Below are 20,047 nucleotides of genomic sequence, written 5' to 3' on the forward strand. Positions count from 1 at the left end.
TCATACTCTGATAATATAGAAAAGTCAATGGTTATTTCTAGAATAATTTTGGCAAAAATTGAAAAATTTGAAGAATATATATGTAGAATATAGAAAGAATTAAAAGGAGAGAAATATAAAGAAAATATGAAAGGTATTTTTTCACCAAATGGAGTAGGCTCGCTAAAAATCATAAACCAATTAGCAAAAAAAGAATTTGGGAATGAAATTGGAACAGCAAATTCATATGTAGAGTTAAAAAGAGATATAATTAAAGTGTTAAGAAAAAAAACAGCAAGAGAGCTTGAAGAAAACAAATTAGCGACTCTCGTAAATATTAAAAGTATTGAAGAAAATAATTTTAGTGATTTTATTTCAGTGAGGTTTGCATATTGGGGAATGACAATATCTATTGCTATTTTGATGATTGGAAACGTTCCTATAAATTCATATTTTAATATGACGAAAAAAACATTTGGCACGTTAGTAGTGACGGGAATTATTATTTTATTAGTTACAATGTCGCGAACAATACATATGCAACACGATGAATTAGAGTATTTGAATTTTAAATTAATATGTTTTGATGAAATAATTGGAAACAAAAAAAAGAAATATTAAAAGTGGAATGCAGTCGTCAAACAGTCGTCATTTTTCTTTGCAAATAGAAATAATGACAGTACAGACAACCAAAATAAGCAGGAAATGCAATGAAAACTAAATAAAAAACACTAAACAATGATGAAATAATTTCGTGAAGGTGGACGTACTGTAGGATCAGGACGTGTTGCTACAATCATCGAGTAATCACTGACTAATATATATTGAGTACCGCAAGGTACATGTGTCCAAACGTAAGATACCCCGGAACCGTAAGGTTTCCGGGGTTTTTCTGTTGAGTAAAAAGTTTAAAATAAGGCTGTAAAGAATAGCGAATAAATTAAAAACAGGCAGGTATGGGAAGAAAATGAAAATCTTCGCATATCTGCCTGTGATACTGTTATGATACTATTTCTGTTCGTTATTGGAAAATTTCTGTGTTAAAAGTTCATCTCGTTTACGGATTCGTGTCTCAAAATCCAGTTCTTCAATTTCTTTATGGGTGACAGGTTTGGAAGTGTAGTATTCCAACGTCTGCTTTTTCCACATATCAAACATATCTTTGCCTGTGAAATAAGATTCCAGGCTTTCTCTGTTCTCCTGCAGATCAGCAAGAAAATTACACATATCTGCGTTTAAAGAATGTTCAGGATCATTTCCATAAAAGCGAAGTCCGGCATACCATTTCTGTGTTTCTGTTTCTATATCACCGGGAAGTTTATTATTTATATCCAGTTCATACCGGAGTTCATTGGATTCATTCATCTGCAGTAAAACCCAAAGAATATCGCTGAGAGTAGAAATCTGTACTTTATTTTCAGATAATCCAAATAACCAGTCCAGTGAGACATGAAATTTCTGAGCAATAGTCAATAACACATCATTGGAGGGAGTAACCACACCATTTTCATAACTGGATAAAGTTGACTGACGTATACCAATAGCTGCGGAAAAGTTTTTTTGATTCATCTTCAGATCAGTTCGCAGCTCTTTTATTTTTTCTGAAATAGATGATTCCTGCATATTATCCACCTCCTTAAAAGCTATGATTAGTATATCACAAATGATAAAAATCAACAATATAGAAAAATATCATTCATGATGATAAAAATTATTGACAATGATTATTTAAAATGATATAGTATCAGTGAAAATGATAATTATAGACAAGGAGGAAATGATATGCAGAGACAGAACTATATGATTACAGCGGAAGAAGTTGCAGAGAGCATGGGGATTTCACTTGGATATGCTTACAAGCTGCTTCGCAAACTGAACAAAGAGCTTGCAGATCAGGGATATGTAACCGTTGCGGGCAAGATACCGAGGGCATTCTGGGAAAAGAAATTTTATGGATATTCCCAGATTGCAATGTAAGGGGGTGAGAAAGTATGGCAGCATACAAAGATGAAGAAAGAGGAACCTGGTATGTTTCATTTTATTATGAGGACTGGACAGGAGCCAAAAAGCGAAAAGTAAAAAGAGGATTCCGCACTAAGAAAGAAGCATTAAATTTTGAAGCGGAGTATAAAAGAACAGCGAAAGCAGACATGGATATGACAATGGGAGAGTTTGTAGAAGTCTACTTCCGAGACAAGTCTCAGTCATTGAAGGACAGGAGTATCAAGAACAAAAGAGATACGATGAATGCTCAACTGTTACCGTATTTTAAGGACAGACCGATGAACAGTATCACACCAGCAGAGATTATCCAGTGGCAGAATACGATTATTGAAAAAGGATATTCAGATGATTATCTGAAAACAATACAGAATCAGATGACGGCATTGTTTAATCATGCGAAGAATATCTACAATCTGGCAGATAATCCTTGTGACAAAGTAAAACGTATGGGAAAGACTTCAAAAAAGAAAATGAAGTTTTGGACAATTGAAGAATATCGGCAGTTTATGACCGGAATAGAACCGGGAAGCAAATATTATGTGCTGTTTGAATTATTATTCTGGACAGGAGCGAGAGAAGGCGAAGCACTCAGCATTACACCTGCTGACATTGATTTTGAAAAGAATCTACTTCATATCAATAAAACTTACTACCGTATGCATGGAGAGGACGTGATTACATCTCCCAAAACAGAAGAATCGAACCGTACGATTTCCATACCGGAATTTCTGAAAAAAGAGATTCAGGACTATATTAGCAGACTGTATGAGTTGCCCGAAGATGAACGGATTTTTCCAATGGTTCATGAAGCGGTACAGCATAAGTTAAAACAGGTGGTTCAAAAGACCGGAGTAAAAAAGATAAGAGTACACGACATTCGTCACCCGTATGTCAAGCCCAAGACAAAAAAATTTATAACTTTTTTTGAAGTTTTTGGGCAGCTTCATAGCTGCCCATAGCTGTTTCAAATGGGTGTTCACGGTTATACCTCCTTTTCGGATTCCTTAGTTTCTAAGAAATCCTGTGTTGCATATTCAATCTCAATCCGATCTCCTGGAAAGACGTAAACTTTGTTGATAAGCCGGTCAATCAGAGCTTTTGTCAGAATGTTGGCGTTTCCGACTTCCTGCACAATTTCCTGTTGTTTCAGCTTAATCTCATAATCACTTTTTATCTGCTTTGTCTGTGCAGTGATGACAGCATGAACATTTTTGGCTTGTACCAGTTCCGTGTCATAAACCGCTTTTCGTGTTCGATAGGTTTCCAAATCAATCTCTCCGAGTGCATACTGCTCATAAAGATGCCGCTTGCTGTCTTGAATAGAACGGAGTTTTTCTTCATGTTCGGCCTGCTGGACTGTCTGCAAATCCAATTTATCCTTATTGCTATCAATTCCCAATGCCGGACACATTTGAGCCCGAATTGTTTCAAATACAACCTGCTCCAGATCTGCCATCTTTATGCGCACACCATGACAAGGAAGCGTTTCAGCCACCTCGGAATGACGGCAATAAAACCACGCACCATTTCGTAGAGACATTGCATGATCGCAGCATCCACAGAATACCTTACCACGGAGCAGATAATCACGCGGCTTTTTATTTAACAGAGAGAAACGCTTAATAGAAGCATTGGCTTTCTCAAATAGATCCACACTTACAATAGCCGGATGATGGTTCGGTATTTTGAACCACTCACTTTCATCCTTTAACTGTGTATGTCGGCTGCCAATCTCTTTTACCTTTCTCTTGCCAATTACATAGGTACCGATATATCTTTGATCTTCTAAAATACGCAGGACCGTTGATGTACTCCAAACGCCGTTTGTTCGGGAAACATTGTAATAGTCCTTGCCTTTAAGTTTGCGATATTCCCCAGGGGTGGGGATATTCATAGCATACAATCTTCTTGTGATCTCGGCTGCGGTGTTGCCTTCAGACGCCCATTGAAATATCATCTGCACATTCGGGGCAACATCCTCGTCCGGTTCCATACGTCCGTCTGCACTCTTGCGATAGCCGTAAGGACAGATGACACTCTGATATTCTCCACGACGCATCTTTGCGTATTTTGCACTTTTGGTTTTCATGGACATATCCCGGCTATAACACTCGCTAATAAGATACTTGAAAGCAATATCAATCCCTCCGGTATCACCTTTGAAATTAGCCGTGTCAAAATCATCACTGACGGAAATAAAACGGGTGTGGTAAAGAGGAAATACCCGCTCAATAAAATAGCCGGTTTCAATGCTGTTACGTCCAAATCGGGAAAGGTCTTTTACAATAATACAGTTGATCTTTCCAGCCTGAACCATTGTTAAAAGTTCCTGCACCGCCGGACGCTCAAAGTTTGTCCCTGTATGACCATTGTCAATAAATTCCAAAATCTCACTGTTATCCCATTCCGGCAGAGACATAGCTTTTTCACGAAGAATCAGTTTTTGATTTGGTATACTCAAACTTTCGGTTTTGAAATCTTCCACAGAAAGACGGATATAAAGGGCAATCACATAGTTGCGCACGGTTCCACCGCCTTTCCCTGAAATTCATTTTTGAAACGGAAGGTTACATGAATATTCCGCTCGTGGTCGATCTCAATTCGTTCAATGAGCCGTTCAATCAGTTCTGCAGTCAGTACATGATCCTGTGCCAGTGTTTTTGCATCCTTTTCCATTGCACGGTATCTGGCAAGCTGGTTGTCCAGGGAGTCCATAGATTTTTCAAATACTTCAATCTCACCAGACAGAGCATTGATAGCATGTTCATAATCCGCTTTCAATTCAAAGTATTCGTCATTTGTCAAAATACCCTGTACAAAATTTTCATATAGGCCACGGATCAGCCGGCGTGTTTTTTCAATTTCCTGTCGTTTGGCCGACATCTGAATTTTCAGCTTATCTTTTTCCTGTTTTTGTCTTGCCTCCAACTGAAAGAGTGGCAGCGACATTCCCAGCGCAACTGTCAGCTCTTTTTCAAGAATATCCGTAACAGTAGAAATCAGTTCTTTCTCCTGTATCATCGCACCTTTGCAGCTATCTTTTTCTACCCGGCTGTTTGTAAGGCAGTGGAACCAGTAAGTGTCGGGTCCTTTCCGGCGCTCGGCGCGTTGCCTGTGAAGGCTTCTGCCACAATCAGTACAGAACACTTTACCTTTGAAAATGTTTGGTGTGTAGGGACGTTTTGGAGTTGCTTTGCTTTCTTCACAGATCTGTTTTCTGTATTCCTGAACTGCATGAAACAACTCATGGCTGATGATCGGTTCATGGGTGCATTTTACAATAATCAGATTATCTTCTCCAGCCTTGACCTGCTGATGATCTACAATCTTTGTTTTCCCTTGCACCAGATCGCCTGTATAAACTTCGCTTTCTAAGATTTTCATCACTGTACGGGTCTGCCATTTGCCGCTTCCGATCAGTCCCGGACTGGTAATCTCGCCAGTGGTCTTTTTATAATGGCTCGGTGCCGGAATCCCCATCTCATTTAGGTTGCGGACAATCCGGTTCAGTGCCACATGTTCATGTGCCCATTCAAAAATCTGTTTTACTACAGGGGCAGTATTTTCATCAATCAGAAGTTTATGGCAATCATCCGGGTCTTTCCTGTAACCGTAAGGTGCCCGTGCACCAATATAGTCGCCATCTTTCATAGCCTGCCGCGCCTGTGCTTTGATTTTTCGCCCAATGTCCAGAGCATAGGCTTCATTGATCATATTTTTCAAAGGCAGCATGATACCGCCATGAAGATTTCCGGAATCCGCTGTGTCAAACTGATCCGTAACAGCAATGAACCGAACATTATGCGCATGAAAATATTGTTCGATATAATAACCTGTGTCAATAGAATTTCGCCCTAATCGGGAAAGATCCTTAACAATCACACAGTTAATGTGGCCTGCTTCAATATCAGATAGCATTTGCTGAAATCCAGGGCGGTGAAAATTTGTCCCTGTTGCTCCGTTGTCGATATAAGTATCATACACAACGAAGTCCGGTTTATCTGAAAGAAAGTCATTCAGTACCAACTTTTGGTTTTCTACTGAGCAGCCCCGCTTTTTGTTATCCTCCACAGAAAGACGGATATACAGAGCCACATGTACATACAAAGATGGTGCCGGCATGGGAGCTGCCGTCTGTTTTCTGCTTTTTCTTGCCATTTAGCCCACCATCCTTTCTTCGTTTTTTGTAGCAATCTGTTCCGCCAAAGAGATTGCTTTCTGATACTCATCCTGGTAATTAAATTCAATATGCAGTTCATCTTTACCCATTACCCGTATGCTTCGGATAAGCTGCATGACTGCCCGACGGTCAATACCCTCCATAGTAGAAAATTTCATAAAATGGTTGATCCAACGGTTTCGTTCGCTTCGGTTTTCTAATACATCTGTAAGTTTTTCGTTCCATTCAGCGATTGCTTTTTGGAACAGTTCAATATCTGCATTGTATTTTCGCTTGTAAGAGAGAAATTCTTCCTTTGTCAGAATTCCACTCACCAGATTTTCATAGAGTTTTGCCTTAAAGCCCTCGGTCTGTGCCACACGCTTTTCATTTACTCTGATCTGTGCGGCATATTCCTGCGCCAATTCCCGGTTAATCCGTTCTTGACTGATACTGGACAGCAGGGCATCCAGAGAAGCAACATTTTCAATATGTCCTTTCAAACTGTCCTGTACACATTCAATCAGATCCGACTCTTTCAGCATGACCGACGATGTGCAGCCATTCTTTTTACCGGTCGGGCAGTAATAATAGTGATACTCTTTATCTTTATAGCGGTTCGTCTTGCGGGTCATACGGCAGCCACAGCAGCCGCAGATCAAAATGCCGGAAAACAGGTAAACCTTATCCGATTTAGGAGAAGTCCTTGTGTCAATCCTGCGGAGCCTTTGCACCAGATCAAAATCGTGCTTTTGTATGATTGCCTCATGGGTTCCCTCCACACGAATCCATTCCGAAGAAGGTTTGTCCTCACGCTCTTTTAATTTGAAATGGGGCGTTGTCTGCTTGCCCTGGACCAGTGTTCCGGTGTAAGTTTCATCCTGTAAAATGCGGATGATTGTAGTTGCAGACCATTTGCAATCCTTTCGGTCTGTATAGCCACCTTTTGCATGAGGCATTCCGTGATTGCGCTTATACGCCAACGGTGAAAGAATTCCTAATCGGTTCAGTTCATCCGCTATATGGGAAGCGCTGAATCCTTCCAGCCGTTTTCTGAAAATATCCCGCACAACATTGGCAGCATATTCGTCTACTTCCAGGCTCTTGTGTTTATCGCCGACTTTCACATAACCATAGATGGTAAAAGCACCTACAAAATCCCCGCTGCGCCGTTTTACTTCCAGGGCACTCCGTGTCTTAACGGAAATATCCCGACAGTAAGCCTCATTCATAATGTTTTTGACAGAAACCGTGAGATCATCGGCAGCGTCATTTTCCGTATCCACATTATCGTTAATTGCGATAAAACGCACTCCATAGGCTGGAAACACCCTGCGCATATAGCGGCCTGTTTCTATGTACTCACGACCTAAGCGGGAGAGGTCTTTGACAATCACGCAATTAGCTTCGCCTTGTTCGATCATCTGCATCATTTCCTGAAATGCCGGGCGATCAAACAAAACGCCACTATAACCATCGTCAATTTTTTCTGCCACAACCTCAATTTCCGGGTGTCGGGCTATGTAATCATCGATCAGGCGCCGCTGATTGGCAACGCTGTCACTTTCTACTGTTTTATCATCCGTATAAGAAAGACGGATGTACTTAATCGCTTTGTAAACCTGCATAAAAAAACACTCCTTTCGTTGCACAGAAAAATCCCCGCAATTCAAGAAGTGTGGTTAGTCCATATTCAATTCCTTTTCCGATTCTTATTCTACCATGCTTTTACGGAAAAGTCAGCCCCTTTCTTAAAATTGCGCCTATCGTAAAATACCCTTGATACATTCTTCCAGGGTAGCACCTTCAGCAGAAAAGCTGGCCTGTACAGTAAAACGGCCACACTTAAAATGGTATGGATTTTTTATCTGCTGAACAAATTCTGCAATCCGTTCATCACGGGAAAGTTCTTTGTTGACAGAAACATCCCGAATGTCTACCAGCGTACCCACTTCACTGACAATGGTGTTCATTTCCATAGTATCAACTCCCTTCTGAAAACTGTGTTATCAAAACCACATGAATAGGTCGGATCTACGGTTGTTACACACATAAATCCGGCCCATTATATCTGATTTCGATTTTACTGCCGTATTTGCCACGCACCCCGGCAAGTCCTTCTGTTATAAGGACGGGGCTGTTACAGGCTGCGGGTAGCGTCACCGCATCATAGTCCCACATACGCCGCCGCTTTGCCAGAGCAAGCAAACGCCGCAGGAACTCTCCCCAAGTCTTTAGGAAGCTGTGAAGAAGTACCATTATGATCTGTGTCGTTATCGCGTCCGGCTTGCCACAGCCGGTTTCGTAGGTTGCGTTTATCGCTCGGACAGCCTGGATTCATCACCTCCTTAGGCTGCCTGTCACCGCGCCGCCCCATCTGCCGCTCGGAACACAGAATGAAGTACCTGTAACAGCGTATATTCGGTTGTCAAGGAACAAGCAAGGGGCATGGCAGACAAATTGATATTGCAGTTGGGGTGGGAGGATGTATATGCTTCCTTACCACACCCGTCCAGCTTGTCCCGCCGAATATGTCCCTCTACTATTCAGTACATTTTTAGGGGCAAAGTTGCCGTCTGTTATAAAATTTCTTTGAAATATTTTTCCAGACTACGCAATCCGGCTTCGATAGAACGGGTGATCCGGCTTTTGTGTGTTCCTTCCGCTTTGGCAATATCTGCTTTGCTCATGCCAAGAAAAAAGTGTGCATAGATTCGTTGGCGCTGCTTTACCGGAAGTTTGGAAAGACCTTTATAAATCAACTCCGTCATTTGGCGCTGTTCCCAAATTTCTGCCGGGTTAAGAGGCTTTTGCAATATCTCACGCTCAATACCTTCGTCTCGATCCAGAGAGTAAAATGCTTTATAGCGGTATGTACGAATCCGATAGGCTTCTTCCAACAACATATATTCCCGAAGCAACAAAGCAACTTCATCCGGCACCTCAACGATCATGTCCTGTGTATAATACGGGTAATAATCCCGAAGATTGATTTTCTTCATAGTAATTTCCTCCAATTTCGATGTTTGAGTTGATGGCAAAAATCGAAATCAGAGGGTGGGCTGCGGCAGCGATAAGGTCTAAGTCTCTTTCTGATTAAAAAAAGGGTACAAAAAAGCGCGCCCGTACAAAGAACAGGCGCGCCAAAGCAGCAGTATGAAATTTTTCCGGGAGGTTGACAGCGAAAATGCTCAAACTTTGTCGAAACCAAAAACGCCGCAATCCATACGAGCTGGACTACGACGTATAGGTGACTGAATGTAAAGCAGTTTATCTGCAGATCTGTGTTGCATAGACGCATAGGCATTTCCTCCCATCAAGGAGGAACCTGAATCGGCTGCTTGATACCTCCTTGGGAGAAAATTATATCGGTTATGTTTCCTTTATCAGTCCGCAGATATTCGCTTTTTACTCTTTATATTCGCAATTTTCTACATATTCCGCTCTTAGAATATATGCTGCAAAAAGCAAGCCCACAAGGGGAAACAACACCTTGTGGGCTCATGTTATAGATGTTCAAATTTATAGCCGATCCCGGCGACACTCTCAATATAGTTTGGAAGATCCGGTTCAAAGCGCAACTTCTTACGCAGCTTACTTATATGATTATGAATCGCTTTTCTCGAATAGAAATCACAATCCTCTTTCCAAACCAAATCGGTAATCAGTTCGTAAGTAAAAACACGTTTGGGATTGGCAATGAGCAATGCCAGTATATCAAACTCCTTACTTGTCAGGTTGATCATCCGTTCCCTAACCCTGACAGTGCGGTGTTCCAGGCATAGATAAAGCTCGCCTTCCTGTATTTCTGTTAGAGGATTTTTCTTTGCTGCGAAGGAAGTGTGACAGGAATTGAATACCGTTCCATGACAGGCTCCTTGTTCCAAAATATATTGCATTAGAGCATTCTTTTGTTCCTCGTTAAGAAGCAGAAATAACTTTTCTCCAATCTGCTTGCCGGATTCTTCTATATCAAAAACAGCTAATGTCCCATCACATCATCACCTCCGTATTTTAATAAATTTATTGATTAGAGTTCAATTCTTGCTTTCGATGGCTTATCTTCCCAATAGGTAACTTTAATCGTTGTTCCCTTGTCAGGAACGTTGTTTCCTGCACCAATCCATTTTCGGCAGATGTAATCTTTACCGTCTATCGTATATTTGACCTTGATAATATGCGGAAAGGCTGCGCCATCCATCGCATGAACGCGGGCAGGTTTACGATTCACTTTTAACCACCATTGTTTTATAACTGAAATTACAGTTCCCATTGTTTCTTTTTCCATAAGTTATACCTCCAATGATATTTTTGATTGATGATACCTATTTTCTATTCAGCCTTTTCTTTGTTTGTAGTAAAAGCGGAACGCTGCTGCGCCGGTGGCCGCCAACTGTACCAGAATCAGCACAGCAAACAGACCGAAGCTCTCATAGTAGAACAGTTCATCCCAAAAATATAGTCTGTTCAAATGATGCCATTTATTGTATTCTAAATTTGTAGGTAAGCTGAACGGGTAACTTACCAAGGGATAGCGGCAACAGATGTCTATCTAACCATACTACCATTGAGATCGAAAAGTATGAATTGAAGAGTACAATAATAGGGTTGATTGAGGATCAACTTTTATTTTTTGTACCTTCATGTTAGAAGCCGTTGTGGACTATTACCTAAAAATAATAGATATAACACAAAGAGAATTATTCAATCTGTCCAAGCATAACAGGAAGGAAAAGATTGAAATTCCATAGGTAGTGGCTTCGTTGACGCGACTAAGTTCAATACGGAAAAATCGGTCTGCAGGTGTGTCAAACAGAAGACACTATTTTTTTATATCTGAGACCGATTGTTTCCGATACAATTTATGGAACATTCAGCACATCATGGACAAACCAAGTCTGAGCCGTGACCATAATGGCAAATGTGCAAATAGCAAAGAGAAGTACTTCAGCCACAGCATTGACACGGCTGGATTGAAGTTGCTTTTTCAGATTGGCAGGCAAGATTCTTGACAGCAGACAATAAACTAAAAATCCAATACAGGCTCCAGCGGTATTTGTCATCAAGTCATTGATGTCGGAAGAACCCCAGCCAAACATCTGGACAATTTCAACAGCCAAAGAAAACAGAAAGCCAGTCAATGCAACCGTCTTCATGTGATGATATTTCTTGTACAGCAGCGGCAGGAAAAATCCCAACGGGACAAACAGAATAATATTCAGAATGGTATCAATTGGCCCAGTTATCATACCGATAAATGGAGTCCAAGAAATGTTCGGGCGAAAGGTCATTGTGCTTGTAAAGCCGATGCCTGTGACGGTCAAAAGTCCGAATAAATAATAACCAAAAACAAACACTGCAGCGGTATGGAGAAAACTTTGTGTTCTCCCCAATTTTTTGAGCCACAAGAAATACAGTACGAAGACTGGAACCATAAACACATACCCACTAATTGAGCGGATGAGAATATCAGAAATTGGTATCATTATTATCTCCTTGTCAAATTCAAATTTATTGCCCATTCCAGCATTGAGCATTTTCTCATAAAGCAAACAGAATACTGTCATTAGTAACGACGGTATTCCCATAATGCTAATCGTAAGTCTAATTGTTCAATGTCGATTAGACATTCACTTTTACATTTTGGACAAAAGAGAGGAAAATTTTTAAGTACGGTATCTTCCCGAATTTTGTCGCGTGTTTTATTCCCGCAGACTGGGCAGCGGATGAACTCTGTTTTCTCCATATTGTTCACTCCGAATTGCGATCATTCTTTTTCTTATCCCGATATTTCCGTATGAGTTTATTACGGATAGGAACGCCAACACCAATCAAAAGCACAACTGCCAAAATTGTGAAATCCATACAATCACCTCACATTTCCTTATTCTTCATAACCCGAATGGACAAGAAGATTGAAACCGCATACATCACGACAATAGCAAAAACCGCAAGGAAAACGAGAAGTATCGGAGAAGATTCAACGACTGAAATAATTGAGTTTCCGATAGCTGGCATTTTAGAGAGAAGAAGTAAAGTCACCAAAAAACCGGCCACTGGAATATACATAAATACCCGTCCTTTGATTGAGCCGTACTTGTAATATCCCGGAATCTGGAACACGGTATAGAGTGCAAATAAGAATACTCCTGCAATAGCGGCAGTTACAATATCAAATACGCCAACTGTTTCACCCAGCACTTTCAAGACAAGCGGCTGTGCAATCAAAGAAATAATCAAGGAAAGAAGCCCCATTGCAAGGACAAAAACATAGCGTCCGATCACAAGCTCGCTTTTACGAACAGGTAAAATACCAAACAGACGATCCATGCTGTTTTTTTCTGTGATGGAAAAGGTATATCCCGTCGTCATGGCAATAAAGCACATAGCAAATGATACCCCTGTCAGCAAAGAACGATTGATTGCGGCAAACACAATCGGCAGGAGCAGGGTAAAGCAAATCGTCTTAAAATATGGTTTTACCAATGCAATATCTAATTTTGTGGATTTCAAAATATTACTCATAATCGTCACCTTTCTTGCTTGTAAACACTACAATTTCATCAATGGTGGCAGGATCAACGGTCAGGTTAGGGAAACCGCTAATATCTTCGGTTTTCATCAGAGCCTCAAATCCCGTAGGGAATGTACGAATACCAGCCGCCTTATTTTTCAGATCATCGGACAGTTCCTCAATTCCACCTTTTACAATGCGGAACATATCTACAAAATCATCTTTGCTGCCAGTAAAGTACAGCTCGCCATAACTGATGTAGGTAATATAATCGGCTGCACGCTCCAAATCGCCTGTGATATGGGTGGAGAACAAAACACTATGCTCGCCATCTTCAATATACTCTGAAAGAATTTTCAAAAGTTCATCTCTGGAAACCGGATCAAGTCCACTGGTCGGCTCGTCGAGGATCAGCAGCTTGGCGTCGTATGAAAACGCACAGGCAAGCATTAACTTCATCTGCATACCTTTGGAAAGTTCTTTTACCTTTTTGGTTGGTGCAATGTGAAATTTCCGTAACATATCCGCAAATTTCTGGCTGTCCCAATTTGGATAAAATACCGAAATGGATTTTTCAACCTGCGACACTTTCCAATCATCACTGAAATAATTTGTATCGAAAACAACGCCCAGCTCTGATTTTACTTTTTGTTCTTCTGCGATATTATCCAGCCCCATCACTTTGACTGTGCCACCGGTGCGCTTGAGCATATTCAAAATCAGTTTGATTGTCGTTGTTTTGCCAGAACCATTCGGGCCAATCAAGCCCATAATATATCCCTTTGGCAAAGTAAAGCTGATATTGTGAAGCTGAAAAGAATCAAAAGATTTTGAAAGATTCGTTACCTCTAAATAATTAGTCATCTGTTTTTACCTCCGTTAAAATGTCCAAAAGGCGATGTAATTCCTCTGTGGATAGATTTGCCATTCTTGCAGCTTTTATTGCTTCGGTGAGATTGTTTTCTACTTTGCAAATAAGCTGCTCCTTAATCAGTTCTGAACCAGACCCCATTACGAAACATCCACGCCCCTGCACATTTTTAACAAAGCCCTCTTGCTCTAATTCTGTGTATGCCTTTGTCACTGTTAAGACGCTGATCTTTAAGTCTTTGGCAAGTGTTCTAAGGGAGGGCAAAGTTTCTTCGGCTTGAAGCTCGCCAGATAAAATAGCCGCCTTGATCTGCTGTTTAATCTGCTCGTATATGGGGACGCCAGATACATTTGAAATAATCAGTTTCATTGCTGCATCCTCCGTGTGTTTTAACTGTTATGCTGTTGTGTATAACAGTATAACATGCAAGGCTCCAAAAAGCAATATAGTTTAAGAAAAGTTCATAATAGCAAAAATTGGTCGGGATAATAAAATTACTATCCTGACCAATTTCTTTTAACAGGAAGTGCCTATTTCATCCGCTAATATTCCATCCAACTTTATTCCATAAAAAACACCCCGCCTAATCAGTTCCGGGATATTTACCAGAGTAGTAATGAGGCTGTATTTTACTTTCTTTGTTTGCAGTAAATGCGGAACGCTGCTGCGCCAGTGGCTGCCAACTGTACCAGAAGCAGCACAGCAAACAGACCGAAACTCTCATAGTAGAACAGTTCATCCCAAAACAGGAGAACATCACAGAGGGCAGTCAAGGCAACCGTCCAGCGGATGTGCCGGGCCAGCCATTGCCGGAACACCAGCACAAGGACAACGGGCGGTACGATCAGCAGCGCCAGATTCAAAATCAAGGTCGGGGTCAGTTCCATTGCGTCGCCTCCTCACTTTTGTTGATAAGGGTATTGTAAAACCCCAATGTCAGCGAAGTGTTACAGCGGCTAAGAAATTTCAATGAAAATCGGGGTGAAATGTTACAACGCTCGGACACTTTTATATTAGTTGGGTCTACTTCCTTAGTCTACAATCCGTAATCTCTCAACCAACGGAGTTTTTTGTAAACTGTAAAAAGCGGAAATAGTAATCATCAAAATAATCAGAACCACCACAATGCAATATACAGTAAACAATGCTAATGGAAATGTATATGACAAATAGAAAATCCCTGCACTTATCAAGCCTTTTATCAATATCTGCCCTAAAATAATTCCCAATATCAGAGTAAGTATCAAGCTTCCTATCGCCAATACACAACTTTCGCATAGTGCCATTTTTTCTGTTTGTTTCCTAGTCATACCGATGGATTGAAACATAGCGTATTCCCGCTTTTTTGTTGCTATATTTGTAATGATTGTACTTGCGAAAGTAATGATACTAAAAAGCAGCAAGAATAGTGTTACGCCTATGATAGATATTCCTACCTGCCTTATAGTAGCTTCTTTTGAAGCAATCGCTTCTTGCATAGTCGTCAGTGTTAATCCATCTGACATATCCACTAATTTCTCTAAAGATATTGTGGTGTGTTCCAATCCGGTATCATTTGCCTTTACAATCAACCTAATAGAAACATTAAAAGAAACCGAATTTTCTGCTATCAATTCAGTGGGCATTAAAAACCAGCCGCCATAAATTGCTGTATTTGAATACAGATCACCATCTAATATGCCTCCCACTGTATAAGTTTTTTGGGTGCCATCCCCAAATGTAAATTCTACTGTATCGCCTTTAGAAATACCTTCTACACCATTTACAGCAACGATCTGGTTAGATTGAACAAGCTGTTGGTAATCCAAATCGCCTGATTCGCTGAATTGCTGAATAGAAGCAAAGTCATTAGCGGTAATAATAGAAAGTTGATCTTTGCCTGTGCTATTTTTCCCTGCCCAACTAATATCTGTTTCAACAACTTGCTTTATATTGCTAATGTTTGGAAACTCCATTATCTTTTGTTTGAAGTTTTCAATCTCTGAAACTTTCTCGCTGTATTTACCAGTGGTTTCAATCGCAAATTGTCCATACTGGTAGACATCTTTCTTTACAATAGACTCTGGATCAATGGAAGCGGTGTATGTCGCAGCTAAGACGAATAAAAGCCCGCTTAGGCCCAAAGAAAGCACAGAAACTAAAATGCTTTTCCAGTGTGATGTTATGCTTATGATTGCTAGCCCCAAAGAAGATAATTTTCGTTTTTCTTTGTTAGTAACCTTACAATCAAAGCGTTCCATCATATATTTGCTGGAAAGGATCGGGGAAATGCTGAGGGCTATTTTTGTAGGTCTATTTAACGATACTTTTACAACGAAATTGATGATAAGACTAATGATTATCCCCCAGAATACCGCAGCGATCCAATCCCAACCATCAGGTTGCAACAAATATCCAGCAAGGCCGCCAATCAGTAGACCAATCGGAACCCCAATTCTACATAAAATTTTTCTTTCGTAGCGGATGATTTTCTTTGTTTGCTGCTGTGTCATTCCGACAGTACGAAGCTGCCCAAATTGCCGCACTTGATTTACAACAGATAAATAGAAAACATTGTAAATTACTAAAGCACTCACAATTATAATGAAGATTGCCACCCCCATAAGAACCATGTTTTTCTGATTTAATAGTCCTCCGTTGGGCAAACTATCCATGAATAAGTCGTTTCTTGTTACATGATGAATGTCATATTTTGAAGATATATTATCGACCGCAGAAGAAAAACCATATTGCGTCATTTTTGTGGCATCAACAATGGTAATTGAAGCATCGTACCCGTTTTCTGTTTCAGTTACTTTGATGGATTCGATATTTTCCTCTGAATACAACAACTCAATTTGCTGCTGGGAAAGATCATAAAAAACAACTTGTGGCTGCCCTTCTGCCATTCTATCTTTTGTAGTTTCATATCCGCTTTCAAACATAATCAACATCATGAGTAGTGCTGTTGCAAAGACTATCGTAGTAAGCGAGAAACCCTTTTTAACTCGGTTTTTATCTATATCGTTTTTAGCAATTTTTTTCGTGATAGCACTGGTATCATTCTCAAAAGGCCATGTCATAGCCTACCACCTCCTTATTCCACAATCTTGCCGTCCTCAATGCGGACAATCCGATCTGCAAGGCGGGCTATGTCGTCATTGTGGGTAATCATCACAACAGTTTGCCGGAACTCCGCACTGGTACGCTTGATAAGCCCCAGCACCTCGGCACTGGTCTTGCTGTCAAGGTTGCCGGTCGGCTCGTCGGCCAGCACAATAGCCGGTTTGGTAATCAGGGCGCGGGCAATCGCCACACGCTGCTGCTGTCCGCCGGAAAGATTGTTCGGCATATTTTTCAGTTTATCTTCCAGTCCCAGCAGGTGAACGATCTCGTCCAAAAACTTCTGATCCACCGTGTCCCCGTCCAGCTCCACCGGCAGGACGATGTTCTCATACACATTCAGGATCGGAACAAGGTTATAGTTCTGGAAGATAAAGCCGATGTTGCGGCGGCGAAAGATGGTAAGCTGTTCGTCGTTCATCTTCGACAGTTCTTTGTCCCGGACAATCACATTGCCAGAAGTAGGGGTGTCCAGCCCGCCCATCATGTGAAGCAGGGTAGACTTGCCGCTGCCGGAGGTTCCCACAACGGCCACAAATTCGCCGTCCTCCACGGAGAAGTTCACACCGTCAAGGGCGCGGGTGATGTTCGGCTCTGTGCCGTAATACTTTTTCAGGTCGATAGTCTGTAAAATGCTCATAAAATTCAATCCTTTTTTTGTTTGTTGTAAATGCGGAACGCTGCTGCGCCGGTGGCCGCCAACTGCACCAGAATCAGCACAGCGAACAGGCCGAAGCTCTCATAGTAGAACAGTTCATCCCAAAATAGGAGAACATCACAGAGAGCAGTCAAGGCAACCGTCCAGCGGATGTGCCGGGTCAGCCATTGCCGGAACACCAGCACAAGGGCAACGGGCGGGACGATCAGCAGCGCCAGATTCAAAATCAATGTCGGGGTCAGTTCCATTGCGTCGCCTCCTCACTTTTGTTGATAAGGGTATTGTAAAACCCAAATGTCCGCGAAATGTTACAGCGGCCAAAAAATTTCATTGAAAATCGGGGTGAAATGTTACAACGCTCGGACATTTCAAAAAAATTCACGGCGGACAGCCGGAAATGGTCGTCCGCCGAATCATACTACACAATCTTTTAGATAGATTGATTGTGAAATAATTTCAATCCAATCACCACATCTATCATAAGTTCCACAATGAGAATTATACTAATGGCAACATTAAAATTACATAGGTTATATAATCCGATATAGATTTCACAAGTAAGAAATACAACTTGCAGACACAAATTTAAGTATGTCACTAAATGCTCGTTAGTTCTATTCCACAATCTAAACAGGAACATTGTAAAAATAGGTTTTCCCGTAAAAGCAAAAAGCACTGACAATACCGGCACCAAAAATACATAGTAAGAATCTACTGCATTGCTGGGGGATGTACCTACCCATTGAATTGCTATTTTATCAGGAACAACGAAAAATAAAACAATAGATAAAATAACATTGATTATTAAGATGATTGTTGTTGCTTTGCAAAAATTGATTTTTTTCATGGTGTTTTCTCCTGTTATAAGTGTGCTTTATTTAGTCGGCAACATAATGGAAAATTCCGAACCCTTGCCCGGCTCCGAAACCACTTTGATATAGCCGCCCTGCCGTGTTACGATCTCGCGGGCCAGATACAGGCCAATGCCCACGCCCTGCTGTTCGTGTACTTCTTCCTCACGATAGAAGCGCCGGAAGATGGCGGCCTGATTGCTTTCGGAAATGCCCTTGCCGGTGTCGGCTACTTTGATTTCCACATACATTTCCCACAGCACCACCGACACAGCGATTTTCCCGCCTGCCGGGGTGTACTTCACCGCATTGTCCAGCAGGTTAAAAAGGGCTTCGGATGTCCACTTGCTGTCATGGAAAACGGTCAAATCCTCCGGGCAGTCCACGGACACGACGATTTCCTTTTTCTCTGCTGCATACACAATTCCACTCATGGCCTGTGCCACGGTATCAAAGAGGCGGCCCGGTTTCTTATCCAACTGGATCACGCCCGTTTCCAGCCGGGAAGTTTTCACAAGGGCCTGAAAGAGAAAGTCCAGCTTATCCGTCTGGCTGCGGATTCCCCGGATAAAGTCGGTGCGCTCCGCCTTGGTCATAGGCTTTTCCAGCAGCGTGTCCGTCGCCATTTTCAGATTGCTTACCGGCGTTTTCACTTGATGGGAAATATCCGATACAAGGGTCTGTAACTCCTGCCGTTCCTCGTCCACCCGGCGGCGGTTCTCCTGCATGATCTGATAGAGCCTTGCCAGCCGGTGTCCAATTCTGGCAAGCTGGGTTTCGCTGTCCTCTGGCCGCTGGGGCGCTTCATTTCCGGCGATCATGTGGTCTAAAGTCTGGCATAGGTCAGCGGTAAACTGCGACAGTCGCTTTCCAAACGCCTGCGTCAGTACAAAAATCCCCACAAGGGCGCACAGCAGCAGCGCCCCGCCCGTCAGCAGCACCGCCGTCTGTTTTGTCACAAGAAACAGGGCTATGGTGATCCCGGACATGGAAAGGACAAGCCCCATTGCTACCCGGCCAAACAGCCGCTTTACCGAGAGATTTTGCAACTTCATTTTGCCTCGCCTCCCGTCCATTGATAGCCCATGCCGTAAACAGTTTTGATGTAGGGCGCGCCGCCGTCGGATTCGATCTTACTCCGAATCCGGCTGATGGAGGTTGTCAGGGTGTGTTCGTCCACAAACTTCTCGTCTATATCCCACAGCTTTTCCAAAAGCTGCCCACGGGTCAGCACTTGCCGGGGATTTTTACGGAACAGGTTCAGCATTTTGTACTCCATCGGGGATAGGGTCAGGGGCTTGCCGTTTAAGGAAGCCGTCTGCTCCGAGAAGTCCAGAAACAGCCGCCCGTCGTCGTAAATGTCCTTGGCCGGTTTGTGGTGTTCCAGCATGGCGAACATGGCTTTGATTTTTCGCTGCAAGGCCCCGATCACAAAGGGCTTTGTGATGTAGTCCACCGCGCCCACCTCATAGCCCCGTATCTGGTCGCTCTCCTGATCGTTAGCGGTCAGGAAAATCACAATGGTGTCCGGGTGCTGGGGCTTTATCAGTTTGCACAGCTCAAAACCGTTGCCGTCCGGCAGGTTGATGTCCAGCAGCACTAAGTCAAATTCCCGCTGGCGTATGGCTTCGGCTGCGGTTCTGGCGTTTAGGGCAGAAGTCACGCCGTAGCCGTCTGCGGTCAGGTTATAGTCTAACATCTTATTCAAAAAACTGTCGTCCTCGACAATTAAAATCTGCTTCATATTCTCACTTCCTTTGCTTTTTGCAGATAGTATAACAGGCAAATGTCCGCGAAATGTTACAGCGGACAAAAAATTTTAATTTTTTGCATTTCTCTGTTATAGCAGTTCAAAATAACAACTCTATTATAGGCAGTTATCAAAGGTTTATCAATGCGGCAACTGTAA

At 42.0% G+C, this 20,047-nt stretch carries 23 protein-coding genes; 3 read left to right on the top strand and 20 right to left on the bottom strand.

From position 1 onward, the window contains the following. Window positions 1-126 precede the first annotated feature (126 nt). Window positions 127-600: a hypothetical protein gene (locus DWW68_RS05905; protein WP_118589742.1), complete on the top strand. Its 474-nt coding sequence runs from the start codon at window positions 127-129 to the stop codon at window positions 598-600. Between the two features lie 387 nt (window positions 601-987). On the opposite strand, the gene DWW68_RS05910 is transcribed toward DWW68_RS05905, so the two are convergent. Beyond that, complete coding sequence (locus DWW68_RS05910; protein WP_070100139.1) at window positions 988-1,602, bottom strand: helix-turn-helix transcriptional regulator; 615 nt, start codon at window positions 1,600-1,602, stop codon at window positions 988-990. Between the two features lie 159 nt (window positions 1,603-1,761). Between DWW68_RS05910 and DWW68_RS05915 the strand changes: the two genes are divergently transcribed. Together DWW68_RS05915 and DWW68_RS05920 are read left to right on the top strand one after the other, a co-directional pair. Continuing rightward, window positions 1,762-1,956: a hypothetical protein gene (locus tag DWW68_RS05915; protein WP_055053915.1), complete on the top strand. Its 195-nt coding sequence runs from the start codon at window positions 1,762-1,764 to the stop codon at window positions 1,954-1,956. Between the two features lie 14 nt (window positions 1,957-1,970). After that, a complete protein-coding gene (locus DWW68_RS05920; protein ID WP_243053101.1) occupies window positions 1,971-2,942 on the top strand; it encodes a site-specific integrase in 972 nt (323 codons plus the stop codon). Window positions 2,943-2,965: 23 nt separating this feature from the next. On the opposite strand, the gene DWW68_RS05925 is transcribed toward DWW68_RS05920, so the two are convergent. The 19 genes from DWW68_RS05925 to DWW68_RS06025 all read right to left on the bottom strand — a co-directional run bounded on the left by DWW68_RS05925 (window position 2,966) and on the right by DWW68_RS06025 (window position 19,882). Continuing rightward, window positions 2,966-4,507, bottom strand: coding sequence for a recombinase family protein (locus DWW68_RS05925; protein ID WP_118589741.1), 1,542 nt, complete (start codon window positions 4,505-4,507; stop codon window positions 2,966-2,968). Next, entirely contained in the window at window positions 4,492-6,141 is a 1,650-nt protein-coding gene (locus DWW68_RS05930; RefSeq protein ID WP_033143714.1) for a recombinase family protein, read from the bottom strand. Before DWW68_RS05930 ends, DWW68_RS05925 begins: the two co-directional genes overlap by 16 nt. Next, the gene (locus DWW68_RS05935) at window positions 6,142-7,770 is read right to left on the bottom strand and encodes a recombinase family protein (protein ID WP_033143713.1); all 1,629 of its coding nucleotides are present in this window, start codon (window positions 7,768-7,770) and stop codon (window positions 6,142-6,144) included. A gap of 135 nt (window positions 7,771-7,905) precedes the next feature. Further along, on the bottom strand, window positions 7,906-8,121 hold the full coding sequence (locus DWW68_RS05940) for a DUF6870 family protein (RefSeq protein WP_033143712.1): 216 nt from the start codon (window positions 8,119-8,121) through the stop codon (window positions 7,906-7,908). Between the two features lie 600 nt (window positions 8,122-8,721). Beyond that, on the bottom strand, window positions 8,722-9,144 hold the full coding sequence (locus DWW68_RS05950) for a hypothetical protein (protein WP_015542925.1): 423 nt from the start codon (window positions 9,142-9,144) through the stop codon (window positions 8,722-8,724). Window positions 9,145-9,648: 504 nt separating this feature from the next. Then, window positions 9,649-10,041, bottom strand: a complete 393-nt coding sequence (locus DWW68_RS05955; protein WP_055201467.1) for a winged helix-turn-helix domain-containing protein — start codon at window positions 10,039-10,041, stop codon at window positions 9,649-9,651. Between the two features lie 131 nt (window positions 10,042-10,172). Next, window positions 10,173-10,430 (bottom strand): hypothetical protein, encoded by a 258-nt coding sequence (locus DWW68_RS05960; RefSeq protein ID WP_025580951.1) that lies wholly within the window; start codon window positions 10,428-10,430, stop codon window positions 10,173-10,175. Between the two features lie 574 nt (window positions 10,431-11,004). Beyond that, the gene (locus DWW68_RS05970; protein WP_025580950.1) at window positions 11,005-11,628 is read right to left on the bottom strand and encodes a VanZ family protein; all 624 of its coding nucleotides are present in this window, start codon (window positions 11,626-11,628) and stop codon (window positions 11,005-11,007) included. A gap of 80 nt (window positions 11,629-11,708) precedes the next feature. Then, window positions 11,709-11,888, bottom strand: a complete 180-nt coding sequence (locus tag DWW68_RS05975) for a cysteine-rich KTR domain-containing protein (RefSeq protein ID WP_074021989.1) — start codon at window positions 11,886-11,888, stop codon at window positions 11,709-11,711. Window positions 11,889-12,016: 128 nt separating this feature from the next. Then, on the bottom strand, window positions 12,017-12,667 hold the full coding sequence (locus DWW68_RS05980; protein ID WP_015542934.1) for an ABC-2 transporter permease: 651 nt from the start codon (window positions 12,665-12,667) through the stop codon (window positions 12,017-12,019). Next, window positions 12,660-13,520, bottom strand: a complete 861-nt coding sequence (locus tag DWW68_RS05985; protein ID WP_004611597.1) for an ABC transporter ATP-binding protein — start codon at window positions 13,518-13,520, stop codon at window positions 12,660-12,662. Before DWW68_RS05985 ends, DWW68_RS05980 begins: the two co-directional genes overlap by 8 nt. Next, window positions 13,513-13,896, bottom strand: coding sequence for a GntR family transcriptional regulator (locus DWW68_RS05990; protein WP_002578893.1), 384 nt, complete (start codon window positions 13,894-13,896; stop codon window positions 13,513-13,515). Before DWW68_RS05990 ends, DWW68_RS05985 begins: the two co-directional genes overlap by 8 nt. A 260-nt stretch (window positions 13,897-14,156) precedes the next feature. Then, window positions 14,157-14,414 carry a hypothetical protein gene (locus DWW68_RS05995; protein WP_055158488.1) on the bottom strand — a complete coding sequence of 86 codons (258 nt, stop codon included), beginning with the start codon at window positions 14,412-14,414 and terminating at the stop codon, window positions 14,157-14,159. A gap of 144 nt (window positions 14,415-14,558) precedes the next feature. Beyond that, window positions 14,559-16,589 (bottom strand): FtsX-like permease family protein, encoded by a 2,031-nt coding sequence (locus tag DWW68_RS06000; RefSeq protein WP_055158489.1) that lies wholly within the window; start codon window positions 16,587-16,589, stop codon window positions 14,559-14,561. A gap of 14 nt (window positions 16,590-16,603) precedes the next feature. Then, complete coding sequence (locus DWW68_RS06005; RefSeq protein ID WP_005362411.1) at window positions 16,604-17,269, bottom strand: ABC transporter ATP-binding protein; 666 nt, start codon at window positions 17,267-17,269, stop codon at window positions 16,604-16,606. 5 nt (window positions 17,270-17,274) lie between these two features. Further along, window positions 17,275-17,535 carry a hypothetical protein gene (locus DWW68_RS06010; protein ID WP_118589740.1) on the bottom strand — a complete coding sequence of 87 codons (261 nt, stop codon included), beginning with the start codon at window positions 17,533-17,535 and terminating at the stop codon, window positions 17,275-17,277. 182 nt (window positions 17,536-17,717) lie between these two features. Continuing rightward, complete coding sequence (locus tag DWW68_RS06015) at window positions 17,718-18,134, bottom strand: hypothetical protein (RefSeq protein ID WP_004611616.1); 417 nt, start codon at window positions 18,132-18,134, stop codon at window positions 17,718-17,720. 27 nt (window positions 18,135-18,161) lie between these two features. Continuing rightward, window positions 18,162-19,193 carry a HAMP domain-containing sensor histidine kinase gene (locus DWW68_RS06020; RefSeq protein WP_005361155.1) on the bottom strand — a complete coding sequence of 344 codons (1,032 nt, stop codon included), beginning with the start codon at window positions 19,191-19,193 and terminating at the stop codon, window positions 18,162-18,164. Beyond that, complete coding sequence (locus DWW68_RS06025) at window positions 19,190-19,882, bottom strand: response regulator transcription factor (protein ID WP_118322771.1); 693 nt, start codon at window positions 19,880-19,882, stop codon at window positions 19,190-19,192. Before DWW68_RS06025 ends, DWW68_RS06020 begins: the two co-directional genes overlap by 4 nt. Window positions 19,883-20,047: the final 165 nt, after the last annotated feature.

Origin of the sequence: Eubacterium sp. AF16-48 (assembly GCF_003479405.1) — a bacterium.
Taxonomy (GTDB): Bacteria; Bacillota; Clostridia; order Lachnospirales; family Lachnospiraceae; genus Eubacterium_G; species Eubacterium_G segne.